Source organism: Pseudomonas anguilliseptica (assembly GCF_021375795.1).
Classification (GTDB): Bacteria; Pseudomonadota; Gammaproteobacteria; order Pseudomonadales; family Pseudomonadaceae; genus Aquipseudomonas; species Aquipseudomonas anguilliseptica_A.
This window is the reverse complement of sequence record NZ_JAEIOI010000002.1, coordinates 203,123-228,934: the sequence shown is the minus strand read 5'-3', so window position 1 is coordinate 228,934 and position 25,812 is coordinate 203,123. Positions and strand designations below refer to the sequence as shown.

Below are 25,812 nucleotides of genomic sequence, written 5' to 3'. Positions count from 1 at the left end.
GGCTTACAGCTCAGGCGAGGGATTGTCCTGCTGTTTGGCGGCAATGGCGTCATAGGTCTCCACCCGATGCTGATCTTCGGCTCTGAACAAACGCTGGCGCAGACGCTGCTGCTCACGCTGCTGATCCTCAGCACTCAGGCCATTGCCCTGCAGACCCGCCAGCTCCTGCTGGTAAGCGGCATAACGCTGTTGCCAGGCGCGCTCGTTGCGCTGCTCGTCGAGCAGACGCTCGACCGTGGGTGGATCATAGGTCAAGGTAAGGAACTGACGCACCTGCTCTTCGCTGGCCCCCTCCTGCCAGAGTTTCTCGGTTTGCGCCTGCAAGGCCTGGGCCTGCGTCTGACGCTCCTCGCTGGCACGCATGGCCTCGGGCAACTGGGCGCGCAAACGCTCTTGTGCCAGCGCCTTGGCCTGTTCGGTCAAGTCGTCACGGGCCATCAGGGCCAGGTTATCAAGGGTGTAACGGCCATAGGCTTCTTCGGCACCGAACAGGGCTTCGGCCGCCGCACTGGAAAAATGCGCCCGGCGCAGTTGCGCCAGTTGCTCGAAGGCGCGCTGCAAGGCCTGCAACTGGTCTGCCGGGGTGCTCTGCTGCGCAGCACTCAACGGCTGTTGTAACAGTTCCAGACTGGCGCGTTTGTAATCCATGTAGTCGCCCAGCAGGCCGATAAACTGCCCCAGCGCCGGCTCCGGCAAACGCCCACGGGCATCCGCCAGCATGGCCTCGACGACCACTTCCAGGCCGGCTCGATCCGCCGCGCTGAGGAAGTAATCCAGATAATCGCGCAAGGCCAGGTTCAGCTGCAGGTTACCGGCACTGTCGGCACGCAGGTCACCATCCACTTCAGTGCCTTGCAGGCCCGGCAGGGTTACGGGTTTTTCCGGGCTTTGCGCAGCCGGCTTGCCTGCTGGTAGATGCGCCACGGGGGGGCTGGCAACAGTCGCCGTGCTGGCCGACGGTGCGTGGCTTGCGGCCGGCGCAGATGCCTGCGGCCATTGCCAGTAAAGCGTAAGGCCGGCAACGCTGCCGGCCAGTACCAGAAGAGGAACAGTGGTGCGCAACGACAGGGCCATAAAAGCTCCAGAACGCGGGCGGCATTGCGCAGCCCGCCGGACAACGGTCAGACGCCTTTGTTTTTCAGGCGGTTGGCATGCTGGCGGTACAGCGAAACCGGGTCGGTCCAGCCACGTACACCAAACAGGTGGTTGATCGCATCCACGTGGTTCATGTTGTAGTCATCAGCGATCACCTGCCCCAGGTAGGTCGAGCAAACGCCAACCAGCCCATCGTTCTTCTCGCCATTAAACGCCAGGCCGGTGATGGCTAGAAACGGATCAACCGCATCAAAGACGTTGGTGTACGGAGTATTACCGGTCCAGGAGTAGTAACGGATGTTGTGCCCGCGCACGTTGTGCACTTCGGTGGATTTGGCGCAGTAGCTGCTGCTGTTCACACCCCATGGATGGCGGCCGTTAAGCGCCGTAGTACCTGCGGTGGTGAGGGTTTTCAGTGCGGCCAAGCCGTTCTGCGGGTTGTTGTTACCCGACAGCAGGTTGATCAGCTTGCCCAGGGTATTGGCCAGGCCATTGGCCCCGCCTTCGATCGCGCTGTTGGCCGGAATTGCGCCGCGCAGCACATCGGCTACCTTAGAGCCTTTGTTGACGCCGTTGACCGAGGTTACCGAGGCCACCAGATCAGGACGCAGCGAGGCAGCAACGCGCGAAGTCGGTGAACCCTGGCTATGGCCGATCAGGTTGACCTTGCCACCATTGGCACTGGCCCACGGCACGATCTGCTGCGCCAGGGAGGCACCGCGCTGCTCGCTGTCGTTGAGTGCCGACACACTGGCGACATAGACCTTGGCACCGTCGCGCTCAAGGTTCCAGGGAATGGTATGGAAGTAGTTGATCAGCCCACCAATGGTGTCGAAACCAGTCACCCCGTGCACCAGCACGATCGGGTATTTGGTCTTGGTGTAGTTGGCTTGAGCTTCAACCGCGCCCACCAGGGCAACAGCAGCTAGGGCAGTAGCAATAACGCGACGCATGGGTGCCTCCTTATTTTTCTTGTTGGCACGCCGGGAAACTGCGTCCGGCGTACTAACAACTCTAAGGAGGTGTTTAACGGTAAACCATCGCCCAGATGGGTGAGGCCTCGATCACCCGGCGCTCAACGCTGCGAGGCAATCGCCTGCTCGACGGCAGCTAGCAGTGCCGGGTCATCGGGTGTGGTGCTGCTGGGGAAACTGGCGATCACCTGGCCCTGGGCATCAACCACATACTTGGAGAAGTTCCAGCGTGGAGCCTGGCTCTGCGCGGCCAGTTCCTTGAACAGCGGTACGGCATCACTGCCGGTTACGCGCTGGGTTTCACTCATGGCAAAGGTCACGCCATAGTTGACGTAGCAGACCTTGGCCGTCTCGGCACTGTCATCAGCCTCCTGGCGAAAATCATCCGAAGGTACACCGAGAATCTGCAGGCCTTGCCCCTTGTACCGCTGATACAGCGCCTCAAGGCCTTTGAACTGCGGAGTAAAGCCGCAGAAGCTGGCGGTATTGACTACCACCAGCGGTTTGCCGGCGAACTGCGCACACAGGTCGATACGCTCCTGGCTACGCAGTTTCTGCAGATCGCCCTGCAACAAGGCCGGGCACTCGGCCGCCTGGGCAAGCCCGCCCACTGCCCCAAACATCACCGCAACCAGCAGAAAAGTACGCCACATAACGGATTACCTTGATCAATCGACAGCCCAACACCATGCGTCAGGCATAAACGCTTATAGCAGTTAACAGACACCCAGCCCCAATTGCAGAAACGCCAGGCCACCTTGCAGCCAGCCCCACCAGGCCAGGCCCAGGGTCAACATGCCGCCCATCATCAGCGCGGCGCTCCAGCCATACTCGATATTCACGCACTCGCCTCCTGTTGTTGCAAGCGGGCCACCGGCTGCTCGCGCACCGGCCAGTTCAAGGCAGCCGCCAACAAGCTGAGCAGCACGGCAATCTGCCAAACCAGATCATAGCTGCCGGTATGGTCATACAGATAGCCGCCCATCCAGCCGCCGAGAAATGCCCCCAGCTGATGGAACAGAAACACGATGCCGCCCAGCATCGACAGGTTGCGTACGCCGAACAGGGTCGCCACGGTGCCATTGGTCAGCGGCACCGTGGACAGCCACAGCAAGCCCATTGCCACACCAAAGGCATAAGCGCTCCAGACGCTCAGCGGCGTCAGGATAAACGCCACAATCACCACCGCCCGTGCCAGGTACAGTGCGCTGAGCAAGCGTGGTTTGGACATCCGCCCGCCCAGCCAACCGGCGATATAGGTGCCAAAGATATTGAACAGGCCCACCAGGGCCAGCACCGTAGTGCCGACCAGCGCTGGCAGGTGCTGATCGACCAGATAGGCCGGCAGGTGCACGCCAATAAACACCACCTGAAAGCCGCAGACGAAAAAGCCCAACGCCAACAGCCAGAACCCCGAGTGGCTGCAAGCCTCGCGCAAGGCTTCGCCGAGGCTCTGCTCCTGACCGGTGAGCGGCAGCGGCGTGTCCTTGAGCATCGCCGCCAGTGGCACGATCAGGGCCACCAGCAAGCCCAACGCCATCAACGCCACTGACCAGCCCAGCCAACTCAACAGGCCCAGGGTACCGGGCAGCATGGCGAACTGACCGAACGAGCCGGCCGCCGCAGCAATGCCCATGGCCATACTGCGTTTCTCCATGGGTACCGCACGCCCCACCGCACCCAGAATCACCGAGAACGAAGTGCCGGACAGGCCGATGCCAATCAGCACCCCGGCGCTCAGCGACAAGCTCAAGGGCGAGTCAGCCAGGCCCATGCAGAGCAGCCCAATGGCATACAGGACACCACCGACAATCACCGTGCGGCGCGCGCCAAAACGGTCGGCCAGGGCCCCGGTAAACGGCTGGGTCAGCCCCCAGATCAGGTTTTGCAGGGCGATGGCAAAGGCAAAGACTTCCCGTCCCCAGCCAAACTCACTGCTCATCGGTGGCAGAAACAGGCCAAAACCATGCCGGATGCCCAGCGACAGCGCCAGAATCAGCGATGCGCCCAGCAGCAACCAGGTGGCAGAGCGCCTTGCGCTTGTCATGTGTCGATCTCCCAGGGACAGCCGTTGGCGGCTGTGAAGGTAATGCAGTTGTCAGCACACTACTCAGGCGGACTGTCGGCCTGAGTGTCGAGACGGCGATCAGCAGGTATATGCCGGCTATTGATCAAGGCACAGGCACAGTTGCTCGCTTTGTTGGCAGCACAGTCGCCGCCGCGCCATCAGATCGCCAGGGCCAAGGTTAGCAACACGGCACACTCGACTATTTCCAGCAGCGCGCCGGCAGTGTCGCCCGTAGTGCCACCAAGGCGCTGGCACATCAGCGCACGCAGATAGATAAACACGGCCGCTGCAACCAACCAGGCCAGCAGCGCCGGCCAGCCAAACAGCAACATGGCCAGAGCATTGGCGCCGAGTACCCAAGGCAGTTGCTGACGCGGCAAATGCTCAGCCAAAGCCTGCCCCAGACCGCCAGCGCGCACATAGGGCGTGGTCAGAAACAGCAGCGGCAACAGGCAGCGCGCCAGCCAGGGCAGCAGAACCAGCAGCAGCGTCGAGCCGTTTTCCAGTATGGTCGCCAGGGCGGCGAACTTGAGTAACAGCAGCAGTACCAGCACCACCACGGCAATCGGCCCGCTGCGCGGGTCCTTCATGATGTCCAGGGTGCGTTGTTTATCGCCGAAGCCGCCAACCCAGGCATCGGCGCTGTCCGCCAGGCCATCCAGATGCAGGCCGCCGCTGATGCCCACCCACAGCGCCAGTAACAAGGCTGCCTGCAGCAGCACCGCGCTATCGCCCAGCAGGTGTTGCGCGGCAAGCAACAACAGGCCGATCAGCAGCCCCACCAGCGGATAGAACAACAGCGAGCGGCCGACCTGCTCAGGCGTCGGCCTGCCGGCCAGGGTCACCGGCAGGCGGGTAAGAAATTGCAGGGCAATCCACCAGGACGTCATGTGCGCTCCCACAGCTGCCCTTGTTCATCCAGGCGCAGCTGATAGCGCTCGGCGTGGCCGACCGCTACCTGCAGCAGATCATTGCGCGGCAGACCACGGGCGCGTGCCAGCAACAGGCGGATCACCCCACCATGAGTCACCAACAGCAGGCGCTCGCCGGCATGGCGTGCCTGCAAGCGCTGCAGCGCACCAAGCACCCGCGCCTCGAATGCCAGCAGCGGTTCGCCTTCGGGCGGGGTAAAGCCATAGGGATCGCGCCAGAAACGGCCCAGGTCTTCTGCGCTGGTCTGCATCAGCTCGGCGGTACTGCGCCCTTCCCACGCGCCAAAATGCAGTTCCTGTAGATCGGGCTCCAGACTGAGCGGCACACCGTGCTGCGCGGCCAACTCTTCGGCAAAGCGTGCACAACGCTGCAAAGGTGAGCTGATCAAGCGATCCCAGCGACTGCCGTCAGCCACCGCCGTGCGCAGCTGCGCCCAGCCGGTTGCAGTCAGGGCATCGTCCGTGCTGCCGCGCAGGCCGCCGCCCAGTTCGGTTTCCCCGTGGCGCAGCAGCTCCAGATAGACCGTCATTGCGGGCGCTCGGCCACGGCCGCCTCGGCAAAGGTGGCCATGTCGTTGTGCAGGCTACAGGCCAGTTGCAACAGCGGCAGCGCCAACGCCGCGCCACTGCCCTCGCCCAGGCGCAGGCCCAGATCGAGCAGCGGTTCGGCCTGCAGCGCCTGGAGCACGCGCTGGTGGCCAGGTTCTGCGCCGCGATGGGCAAACAGCATCCACTCGCGACAAGCCGGGTTGAGCCGCACAGCGAGCAATGCCGCCACCGTGCAGATAAAACCATCAACCAACGCCACGATGCCCTGTTGCGCACAGGCCAGATAAGCGCCAACCAGTGCCGCCATCTCGAAGCCGGCAAAGACCTGCAAGGCCTGCATCGGCTCAGCGATAGTGGGACGATGCAGCAGCAACCCTGCTTCGACCACCTGCGCCTTGTGCGCCACCCCCGTGGCATCCAGCCCTGTGCCGGGGCCGACCAGCTCGGCCGCCGGGCAGTCCAGCAACCAGCACGCCAGGGCGGTGGCGGCGGTGGTATTGCCGATACCCATCTCCCCGCCGATAAACAGCTCGCAGCCGTTCTGCTGAGCACGCAGCAGGCTGTCGCGTCCGGCTTCCAGGGCGATCAGCAATTGCGCCGGGGTCATGGCCGGGCCTTGCAGGAAGTTCTGCGTACCGGCGCCGACATGCAGATGGCGCACCCCTGGCAGCGGTTCCAGCGGCAAGGCGGTGCCCAGGTCAATCACCTCCAGCGTGGCATTCAGCTGCCGGGCCAGCACGCTGATGGCGGCACCACCCGCGACGAAGTTGCGCAGCATCTGCCCGGTGACCGCCTGGGGAAAGGCCGAAACGCCCTCGGCGACAATGCCGTGATCGCCGGCAAAAATGCTGATGGCCACCTGCGCCACACTCGGTCGCTCACGGCCCTGCAGAGCGGCCAGCTGAATCGCCAGGCGTTCCAGTTGGCCGAGCGAGCCGGCAGGTTTGGTGAGTTGCTGCTGACGCGCCAGCGCCTTGTGGCGGGCCACATGATCCAGGGGCTGGCAAGGGCCCTGCCACCATTGCAGACTCATAACGTCTCTCCTTCCAGTGCTGCGCCCTTGAGCCGCATCGGCAAGCCAGCGACGCAGAACAGCACGCGCTGGCAACGCTCGGCCAGGGCCTGGTGCAACCAGCCCGCCTCATCGACATAACGCCGGGTCAACTCGCCCAACGGCACCACACCCATACCGGTTTCATTGCTGACCAGAATAATCCGCCCCGGCAGGCTCGCCAGGCAGTCGAGCAGTGCATCGCGCTCGGCTTGCAGTCGCGCTTCATCGTCTTGCATCAACAGATTGGTCAGCCACAGGGTCAGGCAATCAACCAGCAGGCATTTATCCGCAGCGGCCTGTTCGCGCAGCACCCGCGCCAGCGCCAGCGGCTCTTCCACCAGCCCCCAATGTAGCGGCCGGTGTTCCTGGTGATGGCGAATACGCGCGCTCATCTCACCATCCAACGGCTGACTGGTGGCGATATAGGTCACTGCCAGGCCAGACTCAGCCGCCAGCCGCTCGGCCAGACGGCTCTTGCCGGAGCGGGCACCACCGAGAATCAGTTCATGCATATCGATAACCTTCTGATTGCAACGGGTGACGAAGAATTACTGCGGGATGCGCTTTAGCCGCGACACGTTTGGCTCAGCCATTTCGCGACTAAAGCGGGTCGTCGTGCGTCACAGGCCACATAACGTTCGCAGTTTTGCCGTATCCAGATGCGCCTCGACCAGATCGGCCAAACGCTCGATATCGCGCTCACGCAAGGCGTGGTAATCCACCGTCTGCACCTCGCGTAACCCAGCCCAACGCAGCAAGGCGCTGCACGCCTCGATGCCTTCAAACAGACCATGCAGATAGGTGCCGAGCACTTGGCCATCAGCACTCAACGCGCCGTCACTGCGCCCATCATCCAGGCGCACGGCAGCGTTTAGGCCGATACCCGTACTGACCCCGGCATGAATCTCGTAACCGCTGACCGGCGCATCCCCGAGGCACAACTGGCCGCGTACATTACGCAGCTGCTTCTGCGGCTCCAGTACTGTGGTAAATGCCAGTAGGCCCAATCCATCACTGGAACCTACCGCCCCTTCAAGGCCGTGCGGATCATCAATCTGCGTGCCGAGCATCTGCAGCCCGCCGCAGATACCCAGCAGCTTGCCACCGTAACGCAGGTGCCTGGCGATAGCGTCTGGCCAACCCTGCTCACGCAGAAACGCCAGATCGCTGCGCACGCTTTTCGAGCCGGGCAGGATAATCAGGTCTGCCGCTGGAATCGCCTGGCCAGGCCCGACAAAGGTCAGCTCGACTTGCGGGTGCAGGCGCAGCGGGTCGAAATCGGTGTGGTTGCTGATACGCGGCAGCACCGGCACCACCACCTTGATCCGCTCGGCCGCCTTGGCGCTCTGGCGCGTGTCGATGGCATCCTCGGCTTCAAGGTGGAAATCCATCAGGTAGGGCAAGACCCCCAATACCGGTTTGCCGGTGCGCTGCTCCAACCAATCCAGCCCCGGTTGCAGCAAGGCGATATCGCCGCGAAAGCGGTTGATCACAAAGCCCTGCACCCGCGCCTGTTCGCTCTCGGAAAGCAATGCCAGGGTGCCGACCAGATGGGCAAATACCCCGCCCTTGTCGATATCGGCAATCAGGATCACCGGGCAATCCACCGCCTCGGCAAAGCCCATATTGGCGATATCGCCGGCACGCAGATTGATCTCCGCTGGCGAGCCGGCACCCTCGACCATCACCACCGGATAAGCGACGCTGAGGCGCTGGTGTGACTGCAGCACGGCCTGCATCGCCACCTTCTTGTAATCGTGGTAAGCCACTGCATCCATGCTGCTTAGCGCGCGGCCGTGGATGATCACCTGGGCGCCAATGTCACTGTTGGGCTTGAGCAGCACCGGATTCATGTCGGTGTGAGGCGGTAAGCCTGCGGCCTGGGCCTGCACTGCCTGGGCGCGGCCGATCTCGCCGCCGTCGGCGGTGACGGCGCTGTTGAGCGCCATATTCTGCGGTTTGAACGGCACCACGCTGACGCCCTGGCGCTTGAGCCAGCGGCACAGCGCCGTCACCAGGGTGCTCTTGCCGGCATCGGAGGTGGTGCCCTGTACCATCAGGGTGGTCATGCAATTTCCCCACTAAAGGCAGCAAGTGCCTGCTGCAAACGCTGCCAGCCGGCTTCATCGGGCGGCAGGCCGAAACGCAGACTCAGCGGTGCTTCAAACAGGCGGGTAAGAATGCCTTGCAGGGCGAGAAACTCATGCAGCAAGGCGGCCTGCGGCGTGCAACAGAACTGGAACAGCGCACAGCCGCCCGTTGGGCTCAGGCCATGCTCAAGCAACAACGCCAACAGCCGCTCACCATCAGCCAGCAGCCGTTCACGCTGCACCTGCTGGCCGGCCAGGTCCTGTAACAACGCCGTGGCCACCACCCGGCTCGGCCCACTGATGGCCCAAGGGCCAAGCAACTCGTCCAGTTGCGCCAGCAGCTGCGGCTGCGCCAGGACGAAGCCCAGGCGAATGCCCGCCAAACCGAAGAATTTGCCAAAGGAGCGCAGTACGATCAGCCCCGGCAGCTCGCTGAACGCCGCCAGGCTGAATGCAGGCGTGCAGTCGATAAACGCCTCGTCCACCACCAGCCAGCCGCCACGCTCAGCCAAACGCCGATGCCACTCCAGCAAGCGCGCAGGTTCAATGCAGCGCCCGGTGGGGTTGTTCGGATTGACCAGCAACAGCACATCAATGCGTTCCAGCGCCCGCTCGACCGCCCCTTCGCTGATTTCCAGCAGACGATGCCCTTCGCGCTGCCAGGCCGCCGCGTGCTCGGCATAGGCCGGCGACACGATGCCCACCGTGACGTTGCGCAGCAAACGTGGCAACGCCTGGATCGCCGCTTGCGAGCCGGCCACCGGTAGCAGGTTGGCCACGCCGTAGTAATCGCGTGCGGCGATTTCCAGGCCGTCCTGCTGTTCGGGCAAGCGCGCCCAGGCACTGGCCGGGATGGCGGGCAAAGGCCAGCCATAGGGCGCAATCCCGGTGGACAGGTCCAGCCATTCCGCCAAGGCAATGCCATAACGCAGCGAAGCCGCGCGTAGGCGGCCACCATGTTCAAGCATAAAAAAGCATCCAGAAAAGCAGCAGAACCAGCCATAGCAGCACGCCACCATAGACCAGATTGACGGCCCGCTCGATATCCCGCGCCTGGGGCGGCGGCCCCGCACCCAGATCAGGCCGCACATGCACCTCACCGTGATATTCCGCCGCGCCGCCCAGGCTGATGCCCAGCGCCCCTGCCCCAGCCGCCATCACCGGGCCGGCATTGGGACTGTCCCACAGCGGTGCCTGGGTGCGCCAGCAATGCAGCGCCAGCAGGGTTTTGCCCAACACCGCATAGGTCAGGGCAACCAGCCGAGCGGGCAGGTAATTGAGTGCATCGTCGATTTTCGCAGCGGCCCAGCCGAAGCGCTCGAAGCGTTCGTTACGGTACCCCCACATGGCGTCCAGGGTATTGCTCAGGCGGTACAACACCACGCCCGGCGCACCGGCCAGGAGGAACCAGAACAACGCGGCAAACACCGCATCGCTACCGTTTTCCAGCACCGACTCGCTGCCGGCGCGGGCCACACCCGTGGCATCCAGCTGCGCGGTATTACGGCTGACCATATAACCGACCCGCTCGCGGGCCAGGGCCAGATCACCCAGGCGCAGCGCCTGCGCCACCGGCAGCGCATGCTCGCCCAGGCTTTTCAGGCCCAGGGCGGCGTACAAGGCGAGAATTTCCACTGCCCACCCCAGCCCGCTGATCTCACTGAGCAGCCAAGTGAGCAGGGTCAGCGGCAACACCGCCAGGCACCAGGCCGTGACGCCGTGGCTGCGCCAACCGGCACCGGCGGGGTTGAAGCGCTGCTCGATACGCGTGGCCAGACGACCGAAGGCCACCAGCGGGTGCCAGCCCTTGGGCTCACCGAGCACGGCATCCAGTGCCACACCGGCCAGTGCGCTTAGCGCCAGGCTCACGCGCCAACCTCCGCACAGCCTCGAATCAGCGCATGCAGCTGACGCAGGCCATCGCTCAGGGCAGCTGGGCCGGGCTGGAGAATGTCCGCTGATTTGATCTCATGCAGCTGACCGTTGCGCACGGCCGGCAGCGCCTGCCACCCCTCGCGCGCGGCCACCTGCTCGGGACGGAAGCGCTTGCCGCACCAGGAACCGATGATCAGCTCCGGCGCACGCTGCAAGACCTCTTGCGGATCCGCGATGACCCGCTCGCGCGCACGCTTGAAAGCCGCCAGTTCGGCAAAGCAGTCCTCGCCCCCGGCCAGTTCGATCAGCTCGCTGACCCAGCCAATGCCGCTGATCAGTGGCTCGTTCCACTCTTCAAAATACACCCGTGGCCGCCGCAGCAGTTGCGCGGCCTGTTCGGCAACCTGCCGCATACCAGCCTGCAGCTCAGCCACCAGTTGCTCGGCACGCGCACTGGCATGCACCAGAGCGCCGAGGGTTTCGATCATGCGCAGGATGCCGGCGACATCGCGCTGGTTGAACAGGTGCACCTCCAGACCTTCGCGAGCCAGCTCGGCGGCGATGTCCGCCTGCAGGTCGCAGTAGCCCAGCACCAGATCGGGCTGAACCGCGAGAATCTTGTCCAGCCGCGCCGTGGTAAAGCCGCTGACCTTGGGCTTTTCCTTGCGCGCCTGGGGCGGCCTTACGGTGAAACCGGAAATGCCCACGATGCGCCGCTGCTCACCCAGCAGATAAAGGGTTTCGCAGGTTTCCGTGGACAGGCAGACAATGCGCTGCGGGCCCTTGCTCGCTGCACTCATGCCTGCGCCTCGCCCCAGCTGTTTTCGAACAGCAGCTCGGCCAGTGGCCGGGGTGTGGCCCAGCCTTGCTGCACCAGCATCGGCTCGCTGTAAAACTCGCTGACCGGTCCCAGGCAAAGCACCGCCAGCGGTTTGCTGCCGCTGGGCATATGCAGCAGCGCAGCCAGCGCCTGCGGCTCGAACAGTGACACCCACCCCAGGCCCAACCCTTCGGCCCGCGCCGCCAGCCAGAGGTTCTGGATGGCGCAGGCCAGTGACGCCAGGTCCATTTCCGGCAGGGTGCGACGCCCAAAGATGTGCGACTCGCGCTGATCCATCAAGGCCACCACCAACAACTCGGCGCAGTCACGAATGCCTTCAACCTTGAGCTGCATGAACGCATCAGCGCGCTCACCCAGCGCCTCGGCTGTACGCACCCGCTCGGCCTCCACCAAGCCATGGATCGCCTCACGCAAAGCAGGCCGAGTGATGCGGATAAACCGCCAGGGCTGCATCAAGCCGACACTGGGCGCCTGGTGCGCCGCCTCCAGCAAACGCGCAAGCAACTGCGGAGCCACCTCACCACCGACGAAGTGGCGCATATCGCGGCGCTCGGCGATGGCGCGGTACACCGCAGCGCGTTCTGCGGGGCTGAAGGCGTGATCGGTCATGGCAACAACAACTCGGCTGCCGCCTGGGGATTGGACGGCATGTAGAAGTGGATATAGGAGGCCGTCAGCCGACCGATGCGGTAAACCGCTTCGGCGGTGCGCCGGTAATTCGGGCATTCACCACGAGCCAGCGGCTCAAGGGCACAGTCCAGCACGGAATGGTGGTAAGTATGCCCGCGCAGACGGCCTTCTGGCAGCTCTACTTCCTGCAAGGCCAATGCTGCTAGACGCGTCTGCAAGTGTGCATGCCCCGGCAACAGCCCGGCCAGTTCGGCACGCTCACCCTGCTTGTCGGTCAGCGACTGCAGCAGATAGAGCATGCCGCCACACTCGGCCAATAGCGGTTTACCCGCTGCATGGTGCGCAGCAATTGCCGCCAGCATCGTCTGGTTGGCCGCCAGCGGTGCCAGGTGCAGCTCGGGGTAGCCGCCGGGCAGGTAGAGGCTGTCGACCTCCGGCAACTGATGATCGTGCACCGGTGAAAACGGCAGCAGTTCAGCGCCCATCTGGCGCAGCAAATCCAGGTTGGCCTGGTAGATAAAGGCAAAGCTGCTGTCGCTGGCCACACCAATGCGCACCCCTTCAAGCAGCGGCGGGTATTGCAGCGCGGCAGGCGCAGCGAAACTGACTGGCTCCGGCAGCAACTCTCCAGCACTGGCCAGCAACGCATCGGCAGCCGCGTCCAGACGTGCATCGAGGTCATCCAGCTCTTGCGCCTGGACCAGCCCGAGGTGCCGGCTTGGCAGTTCCACAGCCGCACTACGCGGCAAGGCGCCATACCAGCGAATCGCCGGCGACAGGCTGTCACGCAGCATCTCAGCGTGCCGCTCACTGCCGACACGATTGGCCAGCACCCCGGAGAACGGCAGGTTGTGCTGGAAGTTGGCCAGGCCATAGGCCAATGCGCCGAAGGTCTGCGCCATGGCGCTGCCGTCGATCACAGCCATAACCGGCACGGCAAAACGCCGCGCCAGGTCAGCAGCCGATGGCGTGCCATCGAACAGCCCCATCACCCCTTCGATCAGAATCAGGTCCGCCTCACCCGCCGCTTCCCAGAGCAGGCGGCGGCTTTCCGCCTCACCGATCATCCACAGGTCCAGCTGGTACACCGGCTGGCCACTGGCGCGTGCCAGGATCATCGGGTCAAGGAAGTCCGGACCGCACTTGAACACCCGTACCCGGCGCCCGGCACGTCGGTGCAGGCGCGCCAGGGCGGCGGTCACGGTGGTTTTGCCCTGGCCGGAAGCCGGAGCCGCAATCAACAGAGCCGGGCATTGCCGGGCAGCCGCGCGTTCCATCTAGAACTCCACTCCCTTCTGCGCCTTCACCCCAGCCTTGAACGCGTGCTTGACCAGGCTCATTTCGGTGACGGTATCCGCCGCCTCGATCATCCCCGGCAGCGCCCCACGACCGGTCACCACCACATGCTGCAGCAGCGGCCGCGCTTCGATGTCAGCGAGCACCGTGTCGAGTTCCAGGTAGCCGTACTTGAGGGCGATATTCAGCTCATCGAGCACCACCAGGCCGATGGCCGGATCGCTCAACAGCTGCACCGCCACGGCCCAGGCTTCACGGGCCTTGTCGATATCACGCTGGCGATCCTGGGTTTCCCAGGTAAAGCCCTCGCCCATCACGTGGTAGCTGACCTCATCAGGAAAGCGCCGGAAAAAGCTCTCCTCGCCGGTACTCGCCGCGCCCTTGATGAACTGCACCACGCCCACCTTGAAACCATGCCCAAGGGCCCGAGCCACCATGCCGAAGGCACTGCTGCTCTTGCCCTTGCCGTTGCCGCTGTGCACCAGCAGCAGGCCGTATTCATCCTGGGCCTGAGCGATCTTTTCATCGATCAGGGCTTTCTTGCGCTGCATCCGCGCACGGTGGCGCTCATCACGCTCGTTCGACTCGGTCATTATTTGATATCCAGGCTGCTGCGCTGACCCAAAAACGCCCGAACGGCGATATACAGCGCACTGGCTACGCCGACATACAGCGCCATGGAAGACAGGAAGCGCGGGTAGTACTCAGCGATGCGCGGCAACCAGGCCGCCAGAGTTGGCTCCGGATAGCGCCCGGAGAAGAAGTAGAAGCCGCCACCCGAGAGCAGGTTGCAGAGGAACGCACTGACCGCCACCACCGCAGCCAGCAACAACAGGCTCTGCAGGGTGTCGCGGTGCCAGCCGGCATACAGACGGCCTGCCAGCCACAGAGTCGCGTAAGCCGGCACCAGCATCCAGTAGGCCGGCGACAGGCACCAGTCAGTGACCGTACCGCTGGCCAGCATGGAGAAATCCAGGGCACTGGCCAGGGCAAACAACCCGGCAAATACCCAACGCGGGCGCAGCAGCACGCCCGCCAGGAAGAACACCGCCCAGGACGCGCTGGGCAGGTTGAGCGTGGCGAAGTGATTGCCACGGGTAATGGCCAGCAGCAGCGCCAGGGCGATGCCAATCAGGACCTGAGTACGGGTTGAAAGAACGGGCATGGAGCTGCTCCTGAGTCATAAACCACCCGCCAGGGGTGGTCGGGTGGGTTAAAGGGCTTGGTAACGCACGGTCAGGTAAAACGCCTGGCCCGGCTGGTTGTAGCCTTCAGCGGTCTGGTAATCGACATCCAGCAGGTTGGCCGCCCGCGCTTGCAGGCGCCATTCCTTGTTGAGGCGGTATTCACCGCGCAGATCAAGGGTGGCGAAGCCGGACAACTCGGTCTGGTTTTCCAGGTCGTCGTAGGTCGAATTCTGCGCATGCAGGCTGGCACCGACACTGACATCACCGAAGGCGCGATCAACGTCGAGGTTGAACAGCTGGCTCGGCCGCCGATTGAGTTCCTTGCCGTAGTAAGCAATGCCGCCACGGCTGCTGCGCTGTGAGCGGTTCTCGGCGCTCATCAGGCTGTAATTGGCATTCCACTCCCAGCCCAGCAACTCGCTGCCCAGCTGCAACTCGACACCGCGAATGCGCGCCTCATCGACACCTTCGGCGCGGCTCTGGCTCTTGCCGCCTACCAGCGAATTCACAGTGGCGATCAGGTTGTCGATCTCACTGCGGTAGGCATTGACCGACCAGTGCCCCCAGTCATGCACACCGGCCAGCCCCAGCTCGACGCTACGCGACTCTTCGGCTTGCAGATCCGGGTTACCGAAACCGGGGTAGTACAGCTGGTTGAAGGTCGGCGCCTTGAAGGCCGTGCCGTAGCTGGCCGTCAGGCGCAGCGTATCGCTCAGCGCATAGCCCCAGCCCAGGCTGCCGGTGTCATGTTTGCCAAACTGTTCGTCATCGTCGCGACGCACGCTCAGTTGCAGGTCATGCCGGCCAAGCTGCGCCAGGTACTGGGCAAAGAAGCCCTGATTGTCGCGTGAGTCGCGGGCATAGGCGGTGGTGCCGTTGACCTCGTCATGCTGATAGTCGGCGCCCAAGGTCAGGGTGTGACCATCGGCCAGGCTGAGGTCGTTCTGCCAACTGAGCGAGTCGCGGCGGCTGTCAAATCGCGAATAGAAGGCGTGGTCCTGAAAGCTGTCGGACTTGTCTTCGCTACGCCCGGCCTGCAGGGTCAGCAGCCAGGGCTCCAGCGGGCTGAAACGTGCCCGTCCGCCCACCACCTTCTGCACACCCTCGGCATTGGCCCCGAAACCAGCGGTACGTTTGCTGTTCACCGAGTCATAGTCGTTGTGCGAGCGGCTCTGCAACAGGCTGCCATCGAGTTCCAGGCCGTTGGCGAATTGGTAACCGGCCTTGGCGGCCAGTGACAGGCTGCGGTAACCGTCACGGTCCTGCTCATAACCGCTGACCGTGGCCGGCTTGACGTTGATGCCATCCGTATCAAGACCGGATACACCCAGGCTGTACCAGCCACTGCCGGCCGTACCGGTGAAGCCAGCGCTGCCCTGATAGGTGTCCTGGCTGCCATAACCGGCCGAAGCAAAAGGCTTGAAACCCGCGCCCTGGCCTTTGCGGGTATGGATCTGAATCACCCCGCCAATGGCCTCGGAGCCATACAGGCTGGAGCGTGGCCCGCGAACCACTTCGATGCGCTCAACCAGTTCAATCGGCAAATCCTGCAACGCGGCGCCACCGCTGGTTACCGAACCGACCTTGACGCCATCGATCAGTACCAGCACATGGTTGGAGTTGCTGCCGCGCATAAACAGCGAGGTCGACTTGCCCGGGCCGCCGTTGTTGCTCAGGGAAATACCCGGCACGCGGCTGAGCAACTCCGGCACCGACTGCGCCTGGCTGCGCTCGATCTGCTCACGCTCGATCAGGTTGAACGCCGCAATACTGCTGGCCGCTGACTGCTCGGTACGGGTTGCGGTAATGACCTGGGTGTCCAGGCTGAGGGTTGCGGCCTGGGCCGCGAGAAATGGGCTACAGCCCGCGAGCGCAATGGCCAGCGGACGCATAGTGAGGATGCGAAGCAAGGTCTGATTCTCCGTCGCGCCACCCGCGCGACACTGCCGATATAAGGCATGGGAGAACAGCACGGGCAGACACGGCAGAACGCCGCAGCCACCCGACAACGCCCTCCGCAATGCCGTGGATGCAGCAGGCCGGTCTCCGGGCTGACGAGTGAAGCCGATGGCTTCCGGATCGCGCCTTCCCATGCCGGTGGGCACAGTGGCTATTGGCGATCCTTGACTCGTTTACCGTTGCGGGGGCAGCGCCGGAATTGTTGCGTGATCAACACGTAACGCACCGGCTTCCCTGTTTCACCCCTCTGACGCGCTGCGTCGGGGGCACCTGTTGCAGGCGCGCAGGGTAGAGAGTTGCACCGGGAGCGTCAACGCATAACGCCGCCCAGAGACCATTAAGGTCGCAGGCAGGCTGCCTGACCCGCGCCGGGCTCGATCAATGCCGGGGCATAAACCCGGCGGGCTTGCTGGCCAGCCACTCGACAAAGGTACGCAGGCGTTCATCACTGAGCAGGCTGTCGCGACTGTTGTAGGTCAGCGCCAGTTCCTTTTCGCTGAACAGGCGGTGGATCTGGTTGTGACAGGCGCGGCAGACCCACAGCGTGGCGCTGATGCGCTCACTCTTGGCGAAGCGCTTCTGCACATAGACCTTGTTGTGCAGCGCCTTGGGGATCAGGTGATGGCGCGTCAAAGCGGTCGCACGAGCGCAGAGTTCGCAGGCATCAGGTTGTTCGGGCAGACGAATGGGGTCGGGCATACAGACTCAGCGTTTGCGACACAGACTCAGGCCGTCGCCCAGCGGCAGCAGAGACAGGTCGATGCGCGGGTCATCGCGCAGCGCCAGGTTGAGCGTTTGAATGGCTCGGGTATCGGCGCTTTCGGGGCTTTCCTCAAGCACACGGCCACTCCACAGGGTGTTGTCGAACAGAATCAGTCCACCCTGGCGCACCAGGCGCAGGGCATGTTCCAGGTAGGCCGGGTAATTGGCCTTGTCAGCGTCGATAAACAGCAGATCGACACTGCCAGCCAGACCTTCAGCTTCCAGTTCCGCCAGGGTTTGTAGCGCCGGGGCCAGACGCAGTTCGATACGCTCAGCAAGCCCCGCTTCAGACCAGTAACGCCTGGCCGTGGCGTTGTAGTCACCGGGGATATCACAGCAGATCAGCCGACCATCTTCAGGCATGGCCTGGGCCATACAGATGGCGCTGTAGCCGGTAAAGGTGCCGACTTCGACAATCCGCCGCGCGCCGGTCAGTTGCACCAGCAAGGCCATAAACTGGCCCTGCTCAGGGGCAATCTGCCAACGCGCCATGCTCAGCTGTGCGGTTTCCTCACGCAGGCGCTTGAGCAGCGGCGTTTCACGCAGGGAAACATCCAGCAGGTATTGATACAAGGCGGTATCGAGATTGAGCGTTCGGTTGGTCATGCCTACTCCCGCTGCAAACCACAGCTGTCAGGGGTTACGCGCCAACTCTGGGGGAAACACGCGCTTGGCATTCAGGTAGGTGCGCTGCCAGTAGCTGTTGCTCAGGCTGTCCAGGCGCACGGTACCGCCGCTGGACGGCGCATGCACGAAGCGCCCCTCACCGACATAGATGCCAGCATGGCTGACCTGACTGCCGCCATTGGTGGCGAAGAACACCAGATCGCCACTTTGCAGGCGGTCACGACCGACTGCCGGGGCGCGCATACTGATCAGCTCGCGGGTCGAACGCGGCAGGCTGATGCCCGCTGCATCGCGGTAGACATAGCCAATCAAGCCACTGCAGTCAAAACCGCCGTCCGGGGTATTACCCCCGTAGCGATAAGGCGTGCCGACCAAACCGAGGGCACGAAACAGCACATCATCAGCATTGCCGTTAAAGCTGCTGTGGGGCGTTTGCACGACGGGTGGCGGGATTGGCGCTGGTGCGCGACTGGAGCAAGCGCTGAGCAGCGCGACAACGACCAGCAGACTGAAACGGGCGAGAGCGGTCATGGATAAGGCGATCCTGAGCCGAGATGCGCCCTACTCTGCCGACTTGCGCACCGCAGAGCAAGCTTTAGATTAGCTTTGCCTGGCAAGTCATTGAAAACTATCGATATGTATCAGATACGAAAAGCTGGAAAGCGGCTGCACAACGGGCAGCCGCGGCAAGCAGGCTCAGGGATGGCGCACTACGCTGTCACTGGGAGCCAGCGCCAGGGCACGCTTGGCTTCGATGAAGGTACGTTTCCAGTAACGATCTTCCAGGCTGTCGACCCGCACACCGCCGCTGCGGCTGCTGCTGGAGTGGATGAACTGGTTATCACCCATGTAGATGCCGGCGTGGCTGACGCGATTACGTCCATTGGTGCTGAAGAACAGCAGATCGCCCGGCTCCAGTTCATCACGCGAGACCAGTGGAGCGTCGATATTGATCATGTCACGGGAAGAACGCGGCAACTGCATGCCGGCCTCTTCCTTGAACAGGTAACCGATAAAGCCGCTGCAATCGAAACCGGAGCTCACCGAACCACCGCCAAAGCGGTAGCGCGTGCCCACCAGAGACAGGCCGTGAGACAGGATGCTGTCGGCCAGCTGCGGCAGTTTGTAGGATTTTTCTTCGGTAAAGTCGCCGAGGGCAGCTTCCTTGGCCTGTTCATCAAACTCGGCCAACGCGGTCGAGGAGAACACTGCGGGCTGGGTGGCCAGCTCCGGTTGTGGCTGCGGCGAATGGTTGGCGCAAGCGGCCAGAACCATGGAGAGTGCAATAGGCACGAGGGGTGCGAGGCGTTTGAGCATGGGCACGACCGTGTCGATGAATTTTATAAGAGCGCGACTATGCCCTCTATGGCATACATTTGCAAATTCTATGGCTCTAAATGTGACTCAGCAGTTTCGGCAAAACATCTAACGCCCGCCCTTGCAGGTGCACATCCACCCGGCCGCTCAAGTCAGTGCGCTGCGGGTTGATCTCGACGGTAAAGCCGCCCGTCTGGCGGGTTCGCAACAGCGGTTCGACGATATACGGGAAACTCGCGCTGGTGCCGATACTGATCACCACCTCAAAGCCTTTGCGCACCTCGTCATACAGCGTGCCGATGGCCTGCTCAGGCAACATTTCCTCGAACAGCACCACGGGCGGGCGCAGCACCCCGGCGCATTGCCGGCATTTGGGTGGCAGCGGTCGATCCAAATGCGCGGCCAGCTCACTGTCGACGGCACCGCAGGACTGGCAATACAAAGGGGCCAGCTCGCCATGAATTTCGATCACCCGCTCCATCGGGCTGCCCGCTGCGCGGTGGTAACCGTCGATATTCTGGGTCAGTAGCCAGCACTGCGGCTTTTTGCGCTGCAGTTCGGCAATCGCATAGTGCCCGGCATTGGCCTGAGCACCCAGGCAGGCCTTGCCCAACTCCGCCAGGTATTTCCAGCACAGTGCCGGATCACGCTGCAGCATCGAGCTGGACAGCGCTGCTTCAATCGGCAAGCCTTCGGCGGTGTGGCCGTTATACAGGCCGCCGAGGCCGCGATAGGTGGGCAAGCCGGAATCAGCAGACAAACCGGCACCAGTAATCAACAGGATGCGTTCAGCCGCGACGATGGCCTGGGCAACACGGGTAATGACCTCGTCCATCTCGATCCCTCATCTGTAGGGTGGACGACGCTCTTCTGGTCCACCGCAACTGCGTCATGCTGGATGGAAAAACGTCATCCACCCTACATCCAGCGATCTGCTCAGTGATTGACTGTATGGGCCAGCATCACCGACAACTGACACAACGGCCGCCCACTCTGCGCTTGCCATTGGTTGAATGCAGCCTGCACCGCCGCCAGCTCTTTCAGGCTGGTCGGCGCCTTGTCGATAATCTTCTGCGCTTTCAATGCTGCGACCATGTCATCGGTGGGGATCAAGGTGTCCTTGCCGACCATGCGCAGGAAACGCGGCGCGGACAGCCCGCCCAGCTGACAACCGTGCTTGGCCAGGTATTTCCACAAACCGACGATATCGCTCACCGGCCAGTCGGCGATCAGCGCGCCGAAGCTGCCCTTTTCCTTTTGCACATCGAGGATGAACTGGGCGTTGCGCGGCACACTCTTGAGCTTGCCCAGGTGGCGGATGATGCGCGCATCCTGCATCAGGTTTTCCAGGCGTTCCGCGCCCATCAGCACGACTTTCTCCGGATCAAACCCGAAGAACATCTGCTCGAAGGCTGGCCATTTGGCGTCCACCAGGCTGTGCTTGAGGCCCGCACGGAAGATCCGCAGACTGAGGATCGACAGGTAGCGATCATCAGGGATAGCCCGCAGCTCCTCGGCGCTACGCGGCTGCGGCAGCATCGCCTCCAACGCGGCAGCCGAACCAAAGCGGTTCAGGCAGTATTCGTTAAGCCATTTGTAATCGCGCATCAGGCAATCCTTGAACCGTAAACTGCGGGATCAGAGGTTCATCACGTCAAGGAAGCGCGGCGTGGCACTGTCGTCGATTTTCAGGCTCTTGAAGTCGAACAGATTGCGGTCGGCCAGCTGCGATGGCACCACGTTCTGCAGGGCGCGGAACATGATCTCGGTGCGCCCCGGCGACTTGCGCTCCCACTCCTGGAGCATTTCCTTGACCACCTGGCGTTGCAGGTTTTCCTGAGAGCCACACAGGTTGCACGGAATGATCGGGAATTCCTTGAGCTGGCTGTAGGCCTCAATATCGCTTTCGCTGCAGTAGGCCAGCGGGCGAATCACCACGTTGCGGCCGTCATCGGCGCGCAGCTTGGGCGGCATGGCCTTGAGCGTGCCGCCGTAGAACATATTGAGGAAGAAGGTTTCCAGGATGTCGTCGCGGTGATGCCCGAGGGCCATCTTGGTCGCGCCGATTTCATCGGCAAAGGTGTACAGAGTACCGCGACGCAGGCGTGAGCAGAGTGAACAGGTAGTCTTGCCTTCCGGAATCTTCTCCTTGACCACCGAGTAGGTATCCTTCTCGACGATATGGTACGGCACACCAATGGATTCCAGATAAGCCGGCAGCACGTGCTCAGGAAAACCCGGCTGCTTCTGGTCCATGTTCACCGCAACAATCTCGAACTTGATCGGCGCGACCTTCTGCAAGTGCAGCAGCACATCGAGCATGGTGTAGCTGTCCTTGCCGCCGGACAGGCAGACCATGACCTTGTCGCCATCTTCGATCATGTTGAAATCGGCAATGGCTTCGCCAGCCTGACGACGCAGGCGTTTTTGCAGTTTGTTCTGGTTGACCGAGAGGGTGCCCATGGTGCGCTGGAATCCGGAGGGTTACGAAAGTGCGGCATTTTACCCAGAAAGCGTGACGCACCCTACCCCACAGTTTCGCAAATGCTAGGCTCGGCCGATGAACGACGATTTCGACCCAGGCCTCGACCTGCCCGAACAACTGCATGAACTGCTGCGCACGGCCCCTGACGGCCTGGGCGAGTACCAGTTGATCCAGCTGCTGAAAGCCCGCCAGTGCGTGCATATCCCCAACCAGCCCCTGACAGACAGGCTGGCGCTGTTTCGCACCCACTTTATTTTGTTCAACGCCCTCTACCGCTTACGCGACCGACTCTGGGCCAGCCAGAGCAGCTACTTACAGATCAGTGCGCTGAATATCCAGCTGTTGCCCTATCAGCCTGGTAGCCGCGAACTGAGCGAGCACGACCCACTGCGCGACTATTACCTCGATCTGAGCCAACTCAGTCACACCGAGGAAGAGGATGTGGCCAAACTGCTGCTGAGTTTCTGGACGCGCATGCACGGCAGCGATGAAAAACAGGCGGCGCTGGAGCTGTTCGAGCTGGAAGACAGCACACAAGCGCTCAACTTCGCCGCTATCAAGCATCGCTACCGGCAGTTGGTGAGTCAGCATCACCCCGATCGCGGCGGCAGTACGGCACGCTTGCAGTCAATCAACAAGGCCATGGAAATCCTGGAACGCTATTACGGCCACGTTTGAGAGCACGATTTGCTCTAACCCAGCCCCTTTGCCAATCCTTTTGCCCGCCTATACTGCGACATACGGTCGCATAGGTTTGGTATCGCACCTGACACCGCTGTGCACGCGATTCAGGCGCTCTACTGGGGGACGGCCGCTATAACAACAGGAGGTCTGACATGATCCATCATGTTTTGGGGCTGTTCACCCATCCCGATCAGGAATGGCAGGAAATCCGTGGCGAAGAAGAAACCATCAGCCACATGTACCTCACCCACATTCTGATTCTCGCTGCCATACCCGCAGTCTCTGCCTACATCGGTACCACTCAGGTGGGCTGGGCCATTGGTGATCGAGCACCGGTGATGCTCACCGAGGCCAGTGCGCTGCAAATGACCGTCATGACCTACCTGGCGATGCTGGCCGGTGTCGCTGTGATGGGGGCCTTTATCCACTGGATGGCGCGCACCTACGACGCCAGCCCAAACCTCACACAATGCGTGGTATTTGCTGCCTACACCGCTACACCGCTGTTTATCGGCGGGCTGGCGGCGCTCTATCCGCACCTCTGGCTGGCTATGGTGGTGGGCACGGCAGCCATCTGTTACACGGTTTACCTGCTGTATGTCGGCATACCGACCTTTATGGGCATCCCCGAGGATGAAGGCTTTATGTTCTCCAGCTCGGTGTTGGCTGTAGGTCTGGTGGTGCTGGTGGCGATGATTGCCGCCTCAGTGATTCTCTGGGGCTTTGGCGTTGGCCCGGTGTACACCAGCTGATTCAACGCATGATGAAACAAGACGAAACCACCTGCGGGTGGTTTCGTCGTTTCAGGGCTGTGATCGTTGCACTGCTTGGGCATAATCAGCGCCTTTCTCCGCACCCAAGCCGCCATGCCTGAACAACTGCTCCAGCGCGTCGAACACTGCTATCAGCAGGCTGAAACCTTTTTCAAACAATCCTTCACCCGCGCCGAGGTAAGTTTCAAGCTGCGTGGACAAAAGGCCGGTGTGGCGCACCTGACGGAAAACAAGCTGCGCTTCAACCCGCAGCTGTATCGGGAAAACCGCGATGACTTCCTCAAGCAGACGGTGCCTCATGAGGTGGCGCACTTGATCGCTCACCAGCTGTTCGGCCCGAAGATCCAGCCCCACGGCGAGGAATGGCAGCTGATCATGCGCGGCGTGTATGAACTACCGCCCAACCGCTGCCACAGCTATGCGGTGCAGCGGCGTACGGTCAGCCGCTATATCTATCGCTGCAGTTGTGCCGAGGGCGAGTTCCCCTTTTCCGCCCAGCGCCATGCCCTGGTCAGCAAAGGCCGGCGCTACTACTGCCGCCGTTGCAAGGTGACGCTGCGTTACACCGGCGAACAGCGCCTCGAATAATCCGCCGGGAACTACAGCACGTAACGCAATACCGCGACAAAGTGCATCAGGCTGCCGCCCATGACGAACAAGTGCCAGATGCCATGCCAGTGGCGAAAACGGCTGTCATAGGCAAAGAAAATGATCCCCACGGTGTACAACACGCCACCGCCGGCCAGCCAGATAAACCCGTCCATCCCCAGTGCGGCGATCAATGGTTTGACCGCGATCAGCACAATCCAGCCCATCACCGCGTAGATCACGATCGACAGCACACGCGCCTCGGAGCGCGGCTTGATCTCTTGCAGCATGCCGATAATTGCCAGCGTCCAGACGATGCCGAACAACGTCCAACCCCAGGCACCTTCGAGGGTCACCAGGCAGAACGGCGTATAGCTGCCGGCAATCAGCAGGTAGATCGACAGGTGATCGAGCTTGCGCATCAGCACTTTCGCCCGCCCCTGCACACTGTGGTAAAGCGTGGAGATGCTATAGAGCAGCACCAACGTCAGGCCGTAGATGGCCACACTGATGACCTTGCCCAGCTCGCCATCCAGACTGGCCAGCACCAGCAACCATATCGCGCCAGCGCAAGCCAGTAGCGCCCCGACCAGGTGAGTCCAGGCGTTGAAGCGTTCCCCGTGATACATATTTTCCGACCCCACGACGCCCGTAGGCAAAATGCCCCAGGCTTATGCCGGAAATTTCAGCGTTTGACGAGCAACCTTTTGCTCCGCGCGAGCAAACTACCCACCAATCAACGTGATACTTGCCCGTACACTCAAGCCACCACCTTGGCCGCCCTGAGTTGGTCAATCTGCTCAGCGCTGTAACCCAACTCCGCCAACACTTCGCTGGTATGCGCACCCAGCGTGGCACCGATATGCCGTGGCGCAGGCAGGCCGCTGGAAAACTTGATCGGACAGGCGATTTGCTCCTGTGGCCCATTGCCCGCACGCGGCACTTCGGTGACCAGGCCGCGGGCCTTGATCTGCGGATGTTCGACCGCCTCGCTGAGATTGAGCATCGGTTCCACGCAGGCGTCCAGCCCGGCGAACACCTGGCTCCACTCGGCAAAGTCGCGTTTCTCGAACTCGATTTCGATCTCGCGTTTAAGCGCCTGCTGATCCTCGGGCTTCTGTGACAGGCCGCGCGCGGCCAGCTCCGGGCGGCCGATGGCAGCGCAGAACTGCTGCATAAATTGTGGCTCCAGGCTGCCGACCGAGAACCAGCGACCATCGCGGGTGCGGTAGTAGTCGTAGAAGCTGCCGCCGTTCAGCGCCTGGTTTTCCATCGCAGGCTCCACCCCAGCCGCCAGATAGCCTGCCCCGGCCATGCCATGCAGGCTAAAGGCGCAGTCGGTCATGCTGATGTCCACCTGTTGGCCCTGCCCTGTCGCCTGACGCTGGATAACCGCCGCGAGCAGGCCGATCACCCCATGCAGCGAACCGCCGGCAATATCCGCCGCCTGGATGCCCAAAGGCAGCGGCCCGGTTTCACGGCGGCCGGTGTAGCTGGCGATACCGGCCAGGGCCAGGTAATTGATGTCGTGACCGGCGCGGTCCTTGTACGGGCCGCTCTGACCGTAACCGGTGATCGACACGTAAATCAGCTTCGGGTTGATCGCCTTCAGCGCCTCATAGCCCACACCGAGTTTGTCCATCACGCCGGGGCGAAACTGCTCCAGCACGATGTCGTACTCGGCCACCAATTGCTTGACCATCTCCACCGCTTCCGGCTTTTTCAGGTCGAGGGCGATGCAGCGCTTGTTGCGATTGAGGTAGGCATGGCTGGCCGATACGCCGCCGTCATGCGGTGGCAGCACGCGCACCAGATCCATGCGGCTGGGCGATTCCACGCGCAGTACTTCAGCGCCCATGTCAGCCAGCAATAAAGAGGCAAACGGCCCTGGTAACAGGGTGGAAAAATCCAGCACTTTCAATGACGACAGCGGGCCTTGCATAACAGCTCCTCAGGGAACTCAATCCCGTAGCCCGGATGTACTCCGGGGATATCAACAGATTCCCGGAAGTGCATCCGGGCTACC

Annotated in this window: 30 protein-coding genes and 1 riboswitch; of the genes, 3 read left to right on the top strand and 27 right to left on the bottom strand. The window is 62.5% G+C overall.

The annotated features are described in order from the left end of the window. Nucleotides 1–3: 3 nt before the first annotated feature. From IOD17_RS08915 to ttcA, 25 genes are all read right to left on the bottom strand, one after another. A complete protein-coding gene (locus IOD17_RS08915; RefSeq protein ID WP_233684747.1) occupies nt 4–1,074 on the bottom strand; it encodes a lipase secretion chaperone in 1,071 nt (356 codons plus the stop codon). A gap of 47 nt (nt 1,075–1,121) precedes the next feature. Then, the gene (locus tag IOD17_RS08910) at nt 1,122–2,048 is read right to left on the bottom strand and encodes an esterase/lipase family protein (RefSeq protein WP_233684746.1); all 927 of its coding nucleotides are present in this window, start codon (nt 2,046–2,048) and stop codon (nt 1,122–1,124) included. Between the two features lie 122 nt (nt 2,049–2,170). Then, on the bottom strand, nt 2,171–2,722 hold the full coding sequence (locus tag IOD17_RS08905) for a glutathione peroxidase (RefSeq protein WP_233684745.1): 552 nt from the start codon (nt 2,720–2,722) through the stop codon (nt 2,171–2,173). Nucleotides 2,723–2,785: 63 nt separating this feature from the next. After that, on the bottom strand, nt 2,786–2,911 hold the full coding sequence (locus IOD17_RS19315; protein WP_267925803.1) for a hypothetical protein: 126 nt from the start codon (nt 2,909–2,911) through the stop codon (nt 2,786–2,788). Next, nucleotides 2,908–4,116, bottom strand: a complete 1,209-nt coding sequence (locus IOD17_RS08900; RefSeq protein WP_233684744.1) for an MFS transporter — start codon at nt 4,114–4,116, stop codon at nt 2,908–2,910. The genes IOD17_RS19315 and IOD17_RS08900 overlap by 4 nt, the downstream gene beginning before the upstream one ends. A gap of 179 nt (nt 4,117–4,295) precedes the next feature. Next, nucleotides 4,296–5,027, bottom strand: a complete 732-nt coding sequence (locus tag IOD17_RS08895) for an adenosylcobinamide-GDP ribazoletransferase (RefSeq protein WP_233684743.1) — start codon at nt 5,025–5,027, stop codon at nt 4,296–4,298. Continuing rightward, complete coding sequence (gene cobC / locus IOD17_RS08890) at nt 5,024–5,599, bottom strand: alpha-ribazole phosphatase family protein (RefSeq protein ID WP_233684742.1); 576 nt, start codon at nt 5,597–5,599, stop codon at nt 5,024–5,026. Before cobC ends, IOD17_RS08895 begins: the two co-directional genes overlap by 4 nt. After that, entirely contained in the window at nt 5,596–6,651 is a 1,056-nt protein-coding gene (cobT, locus tag IOD17_RS08885; protein ID WP_233684741.1) for a nicotinate-nucleotide--dimethylbenzimidazole phosphoribosyltransferase, read from the bottom strand. The genes cobC and cobT overlap by 4 nt, the downstream gene beginning before the upstream one ends. Beyond that, nucleotides 6,648–7,184 (bottom strand): bifunctional adenosylcobinamide kinase/adenosylcobinamide-phosphate guanylyltransferase, encoded by a 537-nt coding sequence (gene cobU / locus IOD17_RS08880; protein WP_233684740.1) that lies wholly within the window; start codon nt 7,182–7,184, stop codon nt 6,648–6,650. The genes cobT and cobU overlap by 4 nt, the downstream gene beginning before the upstream one ends. Before the next feature lie 108 nt (nt 7,185–7,292). Continuing rightward, nucleotides 7,293–8,741 carry a cobyric acid synthase gene (locus IOD17_RS08875; protein ID WP_233684739.1) on the bottom strand — a complete coding sequence of 483 codons (1,449 nt, stop codon included), beginning with the start codon at nt 8,739–8,741 and terminating at the stop codon, nt 7,293–7,295. After that, entirely contained in the window at nt 8,738–9,730 is a 993-nt protein-coding gene (cobD, locus tag IOD17_RS08870) for a threonine-phosphate decarboxylase CobD (protein ID WP_233684738.1), read from the bottom strand. Before cobD ends, IOD17_RS08875 begins: the two co-directional genes overlap by 4 nt. Further along, on the bottom strand, nt 9,723–10,631 hold the full coding sequence (cbiB, locus tag IOD17_RS08865; RefSeq protein ID WP_233684737.1) for an adenosylcobinamide-phosphate synthase CbiB: 909 nt from the start codon (nt 10,629–10,631) through the stop codon (nt 9,723–9,725). The genes cobD and cbiB overlap by 8 nt, the downstream gene beginning before the upstream one ends. Then, nucleotides 10,628–11,437, bottom strand: a complete 810-nt coding sequence (locus IOD17_RS08860; RefSeq protein WP_233684736.1) for a cobalamin-binding protein — start codon at nt 11,435–11,437, stop codon at nt 10,628–10,630. Before IOD17_RS08860 ends, cbiB begins: the two co-directional genes overlap by 4 nt. Further along, nucleotides 11,434–12,087: a 5,6-dimethylbenzimidazole synthase gene (gene bluB, locus IOD17_RS08855; protein ID WP_233684735.1), complete on the bottom strand. Its 654-nt coding sequence runs from the start codon at nt 12,085–12,087 to the stop codon at nt 11,434–11,436. The genes IOD17_RS08860 and bluB overlap by 4 nt, the downstream gene beginning before the upstream one ends. Then, nucleotides 12,084–13,385, bottom strand: a complete 1,302-nt coding sequence (locus IOD17_RS08850) for a cobyrinate a,c-diamide synthase (protein ID WP_233684734.1) — start codon at nt 13,383–13,385, stop codon at nt 12,084–12,086. The genes bluB and IOD17_RS08850 overlap by 4 nt, the downstream gene beginning before the upstream one ends. Continuing rightward, entirely contained in the window at nt 13,386–13,997 is a 612-nt protein-coding gene (cobO, locus tag IOD17_RS08845) for a cob(I)yrinic acid a,c-diamide adenosyltransferase (RefSeq protein WP_233684733.1), read from the bottom strand. Then, on the bottom strand, nt 13,997–14,569 hold the full coding sequence (locus IOD17_RS08840) for a hypothetical protein (protein ID WP_233684732.1): 573 nt from the start codon (nt 14,567–14,569) through the stop codon (nt 13,997–13,999). Before IOD17_RS08840 ends, cobO begins: the two co-directional genes overlap by 1 nt. Before the next feature lie 48 nt (nt 14,570–14,617). Continuing rightward, nucleotides 14,618–16,483 (bottom strand): TonB-dependent vitamin B12 receptor, encoded by a 1,866-nt coding sequence (gene btuB, locus IOD17_RS08835; protein ID WP_233685211.1) that lies wholly within the window; start codon nt 16,481–16,483, stop codon nt 14,618–14,620. A 127-nt stretch (nt 16,484–16,610) separates the two neighbouring features. After that, nucleotides 16,611–16,839: riboswitch (cobalamin riboswitch) on the bottom strand. A gap of 89 nt (nt 16,840–16,928) precedes the next feature. Next, on the bottom strand, nt 16,929–17,249 hold the full coding sequence (locus IOD17_RS08830; protein WP_233684731.1) for a hypothetical protein: 321 nt from the start codon (nt 17,247–17,249) through the stop codon (nt 16,929–16,931). 6 nt (nt 17,250–17,255) lie between these two features. Beyond that, a complete protein-coding gene (locus tag IOD17_RS08825; RefSeq protein ID WP_233684730.1) occupies nt 17,256–17,918 on the bottom strand; it encodes an O-methyltransferase in 663 nt (220 codons plus the stop codon). A gap of 27 nt (nt 17,919–17,945) precedes the next feature. Then, a complete protein-coding gene (locus IOD17_RS08820; protein ID WP_233684729.1) occupies nt 17,946–18,470 on the bottom strand; it encodes a C40 family peptidase in 525 nt (174 codons plus the stop codon). A gap of 165 nt (nt 18,471–18,635) precedes the next feature. Continuing rightward, a complete protein-coding gene (locus IOD17_RS08815) occupies nt 18,636–19,256 on the bottom strand; it encodes a C40 family peptidase (protein ID WP_233684728.1) in 621 nt (206 codons plus the stop codon). Nucleotides 19,257–19,332: 76 nt separating this feature from the next. After that, nucleotides 19,333–20,097 (bottom strand): NAD-dependent deacylase, encoded by a 765-nt coding sequence (locus IOD17_RS08810; protein WP_418904263.1) that lies wholly within the window; start codon nt 20,095–20,097, stop codon nt 19,333–19,335. A 95-nt stretch (nt 20,098–20,192) separates the two neighbouring features. Further along, a complete protein-coding gene (locus IOD17_RS08805; RefSeq protein ID WP_233684726.1) occupies nt 20,193–20,864 on the bottom strand; it encodes a DNA-3-methyladenine glycosylase I in 672 nt (223 codons plus the stop codon). A gap of 30 nt (nt 20,865–20,894) precedes the next feature. Then, the gene (ttcA, locus tag IOD17_RS08800; protein ID WP_233684725.1) at nt 20,895–21,719 is read right to left on the bottom strand and encodes a tRNA 2-thiocytidine(32) synthetase TtcA; all 825 of its coding nucleotides are present in this window, start codon (nt 21,717–21,719) and stop codon (nt 20,895–20,897) included. 97 nt (nt 21,720–21,816) lie between these two features. Between ttcA and IOD17_RS08795 the strand changes: the two genes are divergently transcribed. The 3 genes from IOD17_RS08795 to IOD17_RS08785 all read left to right on the top strand — a co-directional run bounded on the left by IOD17_RS08795 (nt 21,817) and on the right by IOD17_RS08785 (nt 23,786). Beyond that, a complete protein-coding gene (locus IOD17_RS08795) occupies nt 21,817–22,419 on the top strand; it encodes a DNA-J related domain-containing protein (RefSeq protein ID WP_233684724.1) in 603 nt (200 codons plus the stop codon). 158 nt (nt 22,420–22,577) lie between these two features. Continuing rightward, nucleotides 22,578–23,177: a Yip1 family protein gene (locus IOD17_RS08790; protein WP_233684723.1), complete on the top strand. Its 600-nt coding sequence runs from the start codon at nt 22,578–22,580 to the stop codon at nt 23,175–23,177. A gap of 84 nt (nt 23,178–23,261) precedes the next feature. Then, a complete protein-coding gene (locus IOD17_RS08785) occupies nt 23,262–23,786 on the top strand; it encodes a SprT family zinc-dependent metalloprotease (RefSeq protein ID WP_325175665.1) in 525 nt (174 codons plus the stop codon). Nucleotides 23,787–23,797: 11 nt separating this feature from the next. Here IOD17_RS08785 and trhA read toward each other — a convergent pair whose 3' ends face one another. Both trhA and IOD17_RS08775 read right to left on the bottom strand, forming a co-directional pair. Continuing rightward, nucleotides 23,798–24,415 (bottom strand): PAQR family membrane homeostasis protein TrhA, encoded by a 618-nt coding sequence (trhA, locus tag IOD17_RS08780; RefSeq protein ID WP_233684721.1) that lies wholly within the window; start codon nt 24,413–24,415, stop codon nt 23,798–23,800. Between the two features lie 131 nt (nt 24,416–24,546). Continuing rightward, nucleotides 24,547–25,728 (bottom strand): CaiB/BaiF CoA transferase family protein, encoded by a 1,182-nt coding sequence (locus tag IOD17_RS08775; protein WP_233684720.1) that lies wholly within the window; start codon nt 25,726–25,728, stop codon nt 24,547–24,549. Nucleotides 25,729–25,812: the final 84 nt, after the last annotated feature.

Coding starts and splice junctions, on each gene's coding strand:
- IOD17_RS08915 (WP_233684747.1), bottom strand. CDS start 1,074: ATGGCCCTGTCGTTGCGCACCACTGTTCCTCTTCTGGTACTGGCCGGC.
- IOD17_RS08910 (WP_233684746.1), bottom strand. CDS start 2,048: ATGCGTCGCGTTATTGCTACTGCCCTAGCTGCTGTTGCCCTGGTGGGC.
- IOD17_RS08905 (WP_233684745.1), bottom strand. CDS start 2,722: ATGTGGCGTACTTTTCTGCTGGTTGCGGTGATGTTTGGGGCAGTGGGC.
- IOD17_RS08900 (WP_233684744.1), bottom strand. CDS start 4,116: ATGACAAGCGCAAGGCGCTCTGCCACCTGGTTGCTGCTGGGCGCATCG.
- IOD17_RS08895 (WP_233684743.1), bottom strand. CDS start 5,027: ATGACGTCCTGGTGGATTGCCCTGCAATTTCTTACCCGCCTGCCGGTG.
- cobC (WP_233684742.1), bottom strand. CDS start 5,599: ATGACGGTCTATCTGGAGCTGCTGCGCCACGGGGAAACCGAACTGGGC.
- cobT (WP_233684741.1), bottom strand. CDS start 6,651: ATGAGTCTGCAATGGTGGCAGGGCCCTTGCCAGCCCCTGGATCATGTG.
- cobU (WP_233684740.1), bottom strand. CDS start 7,184: ATGCATGAACTGATTCTCGGTGGTGCCCGCTCCGGCAAGAGCCGTCTG.
- IOD17_RS08875 (WP_233684739.1), bottom strand. CDS start 8,741: ATGACCACCCTGATGGTACAGGGCACCACCTCCGATGCCGGCAAGAGC.
- cobD (WP_233684738.1), bottom strand. CDS start 9,730: ATGCTTGAACATGGTGGCCGCCTACGCGCGGCTTCGCTGCGTTATGGC.
- IOD17_RS08860 (WP_233684736.1), bottom strand. CDS start 11,437: ATGAGTGCAGCGAGCAAGGGCCCGCAGCGCATTGTCTGCCTGTCCACG.
- bluB (WP_233684735.1), bottom strand. CDS start 12,087: ATGACCGATCACGCCTTCAGCCCCGCAGAACGCGCTGCGGTGTACCGC.
- IOD17_RS08850 (WP_233684734.1), bottom strand. CDS start 13,385: ATGGAACGCGCGGCTGCCCGGCAATGCCCGGCTCTGTTGATTGCGGCT.
- cobO (WP_233684733.1), bottom strand. CDS start 13,997: ATGACCGAGTCGAACGAGCGTGATGAGCGCCACCGTGCGCGGATGCAG.
- IOD17_RS08840 (WP_233684732.1), bottom strand. CDS start 14,569: ATGCCCGTTCTTTCAACCCGTACTCAGGTCCTGATTGGCATCGCCCTG.
- btuB (WP_233685211.1), bottom strand. CDS start 16,483: ATGCGTCCGCTGGCCATTGCGCTCGCGGGCTGTAGCCCATTTCTCGCG.
- IOD17_RS08830 (WP_233684731.1), bottom strand. CDS start 17,249: ATGCCCGACCCCATTCGTCTGCCCGAACAACCTGATGCCTGCGAACTC.
- IOD17_RS08825 (WP_233684730.1), bottom strand. CDS start 17,918: ATGACCAACCGAACGCTCAATCTCGATACCGCCTTGTATCAATACCTG.
- IOD17_RS08820 (WP_233684729.1), bottom strand. CDS start 18,470: ATGACCGCTCTCGCCCGTTTCAGTCTGCTGGTCGTTGTCGCGCTGCTC.
- IOD17_RS08815 (WP_233684728.1), bottom strand. CDS start 19,256: ATGCTCAAACGCCTCGCACCCCTCGTGCCTATTGCACTCTCCATGGTT.
- IOD17_RS08805 (WP_233684726.1), bottom strand. CDS start 20,864: ATGCGCGATTACAAATGGCTTAACGAATACTGCCTGAACCGCTTTGGT.
- ttcA (WP_233684725.1), bottom strand. CDS start 21,719: ATGGGCACCCTCTCGGTCAACCAGAACAAACTGCAAAAACGCCTGCGT.
- IOD17_RS08795 (WP_233684724.1), top strand. CDS start 21,817: ATGAACGACGATTTCGACCCAGGCCTCGACCTGCCCGAACAACTGCAT.
- IOD17_RS08790 (WP_233684723.1), top strand. CDS start 22,578: ATGATCCATCATGTTTTGGGGCTGTTCACCCATCCCGATCAGGAATGG.
- trhA (WP_233684721.1), bottom strand. CDS start 24,415: ATGTATCACGGGGAACGCTTCAACGCCTGGACTCACCTGGTCGGGGCG.
- IOD17_RS08775 (WP_233684720.1), bottom strand. CDS start 25,728: ATGCAAGGCCCGCTGTCGTCATTGAAAGTGCTGGATTTTTCCACCCTG.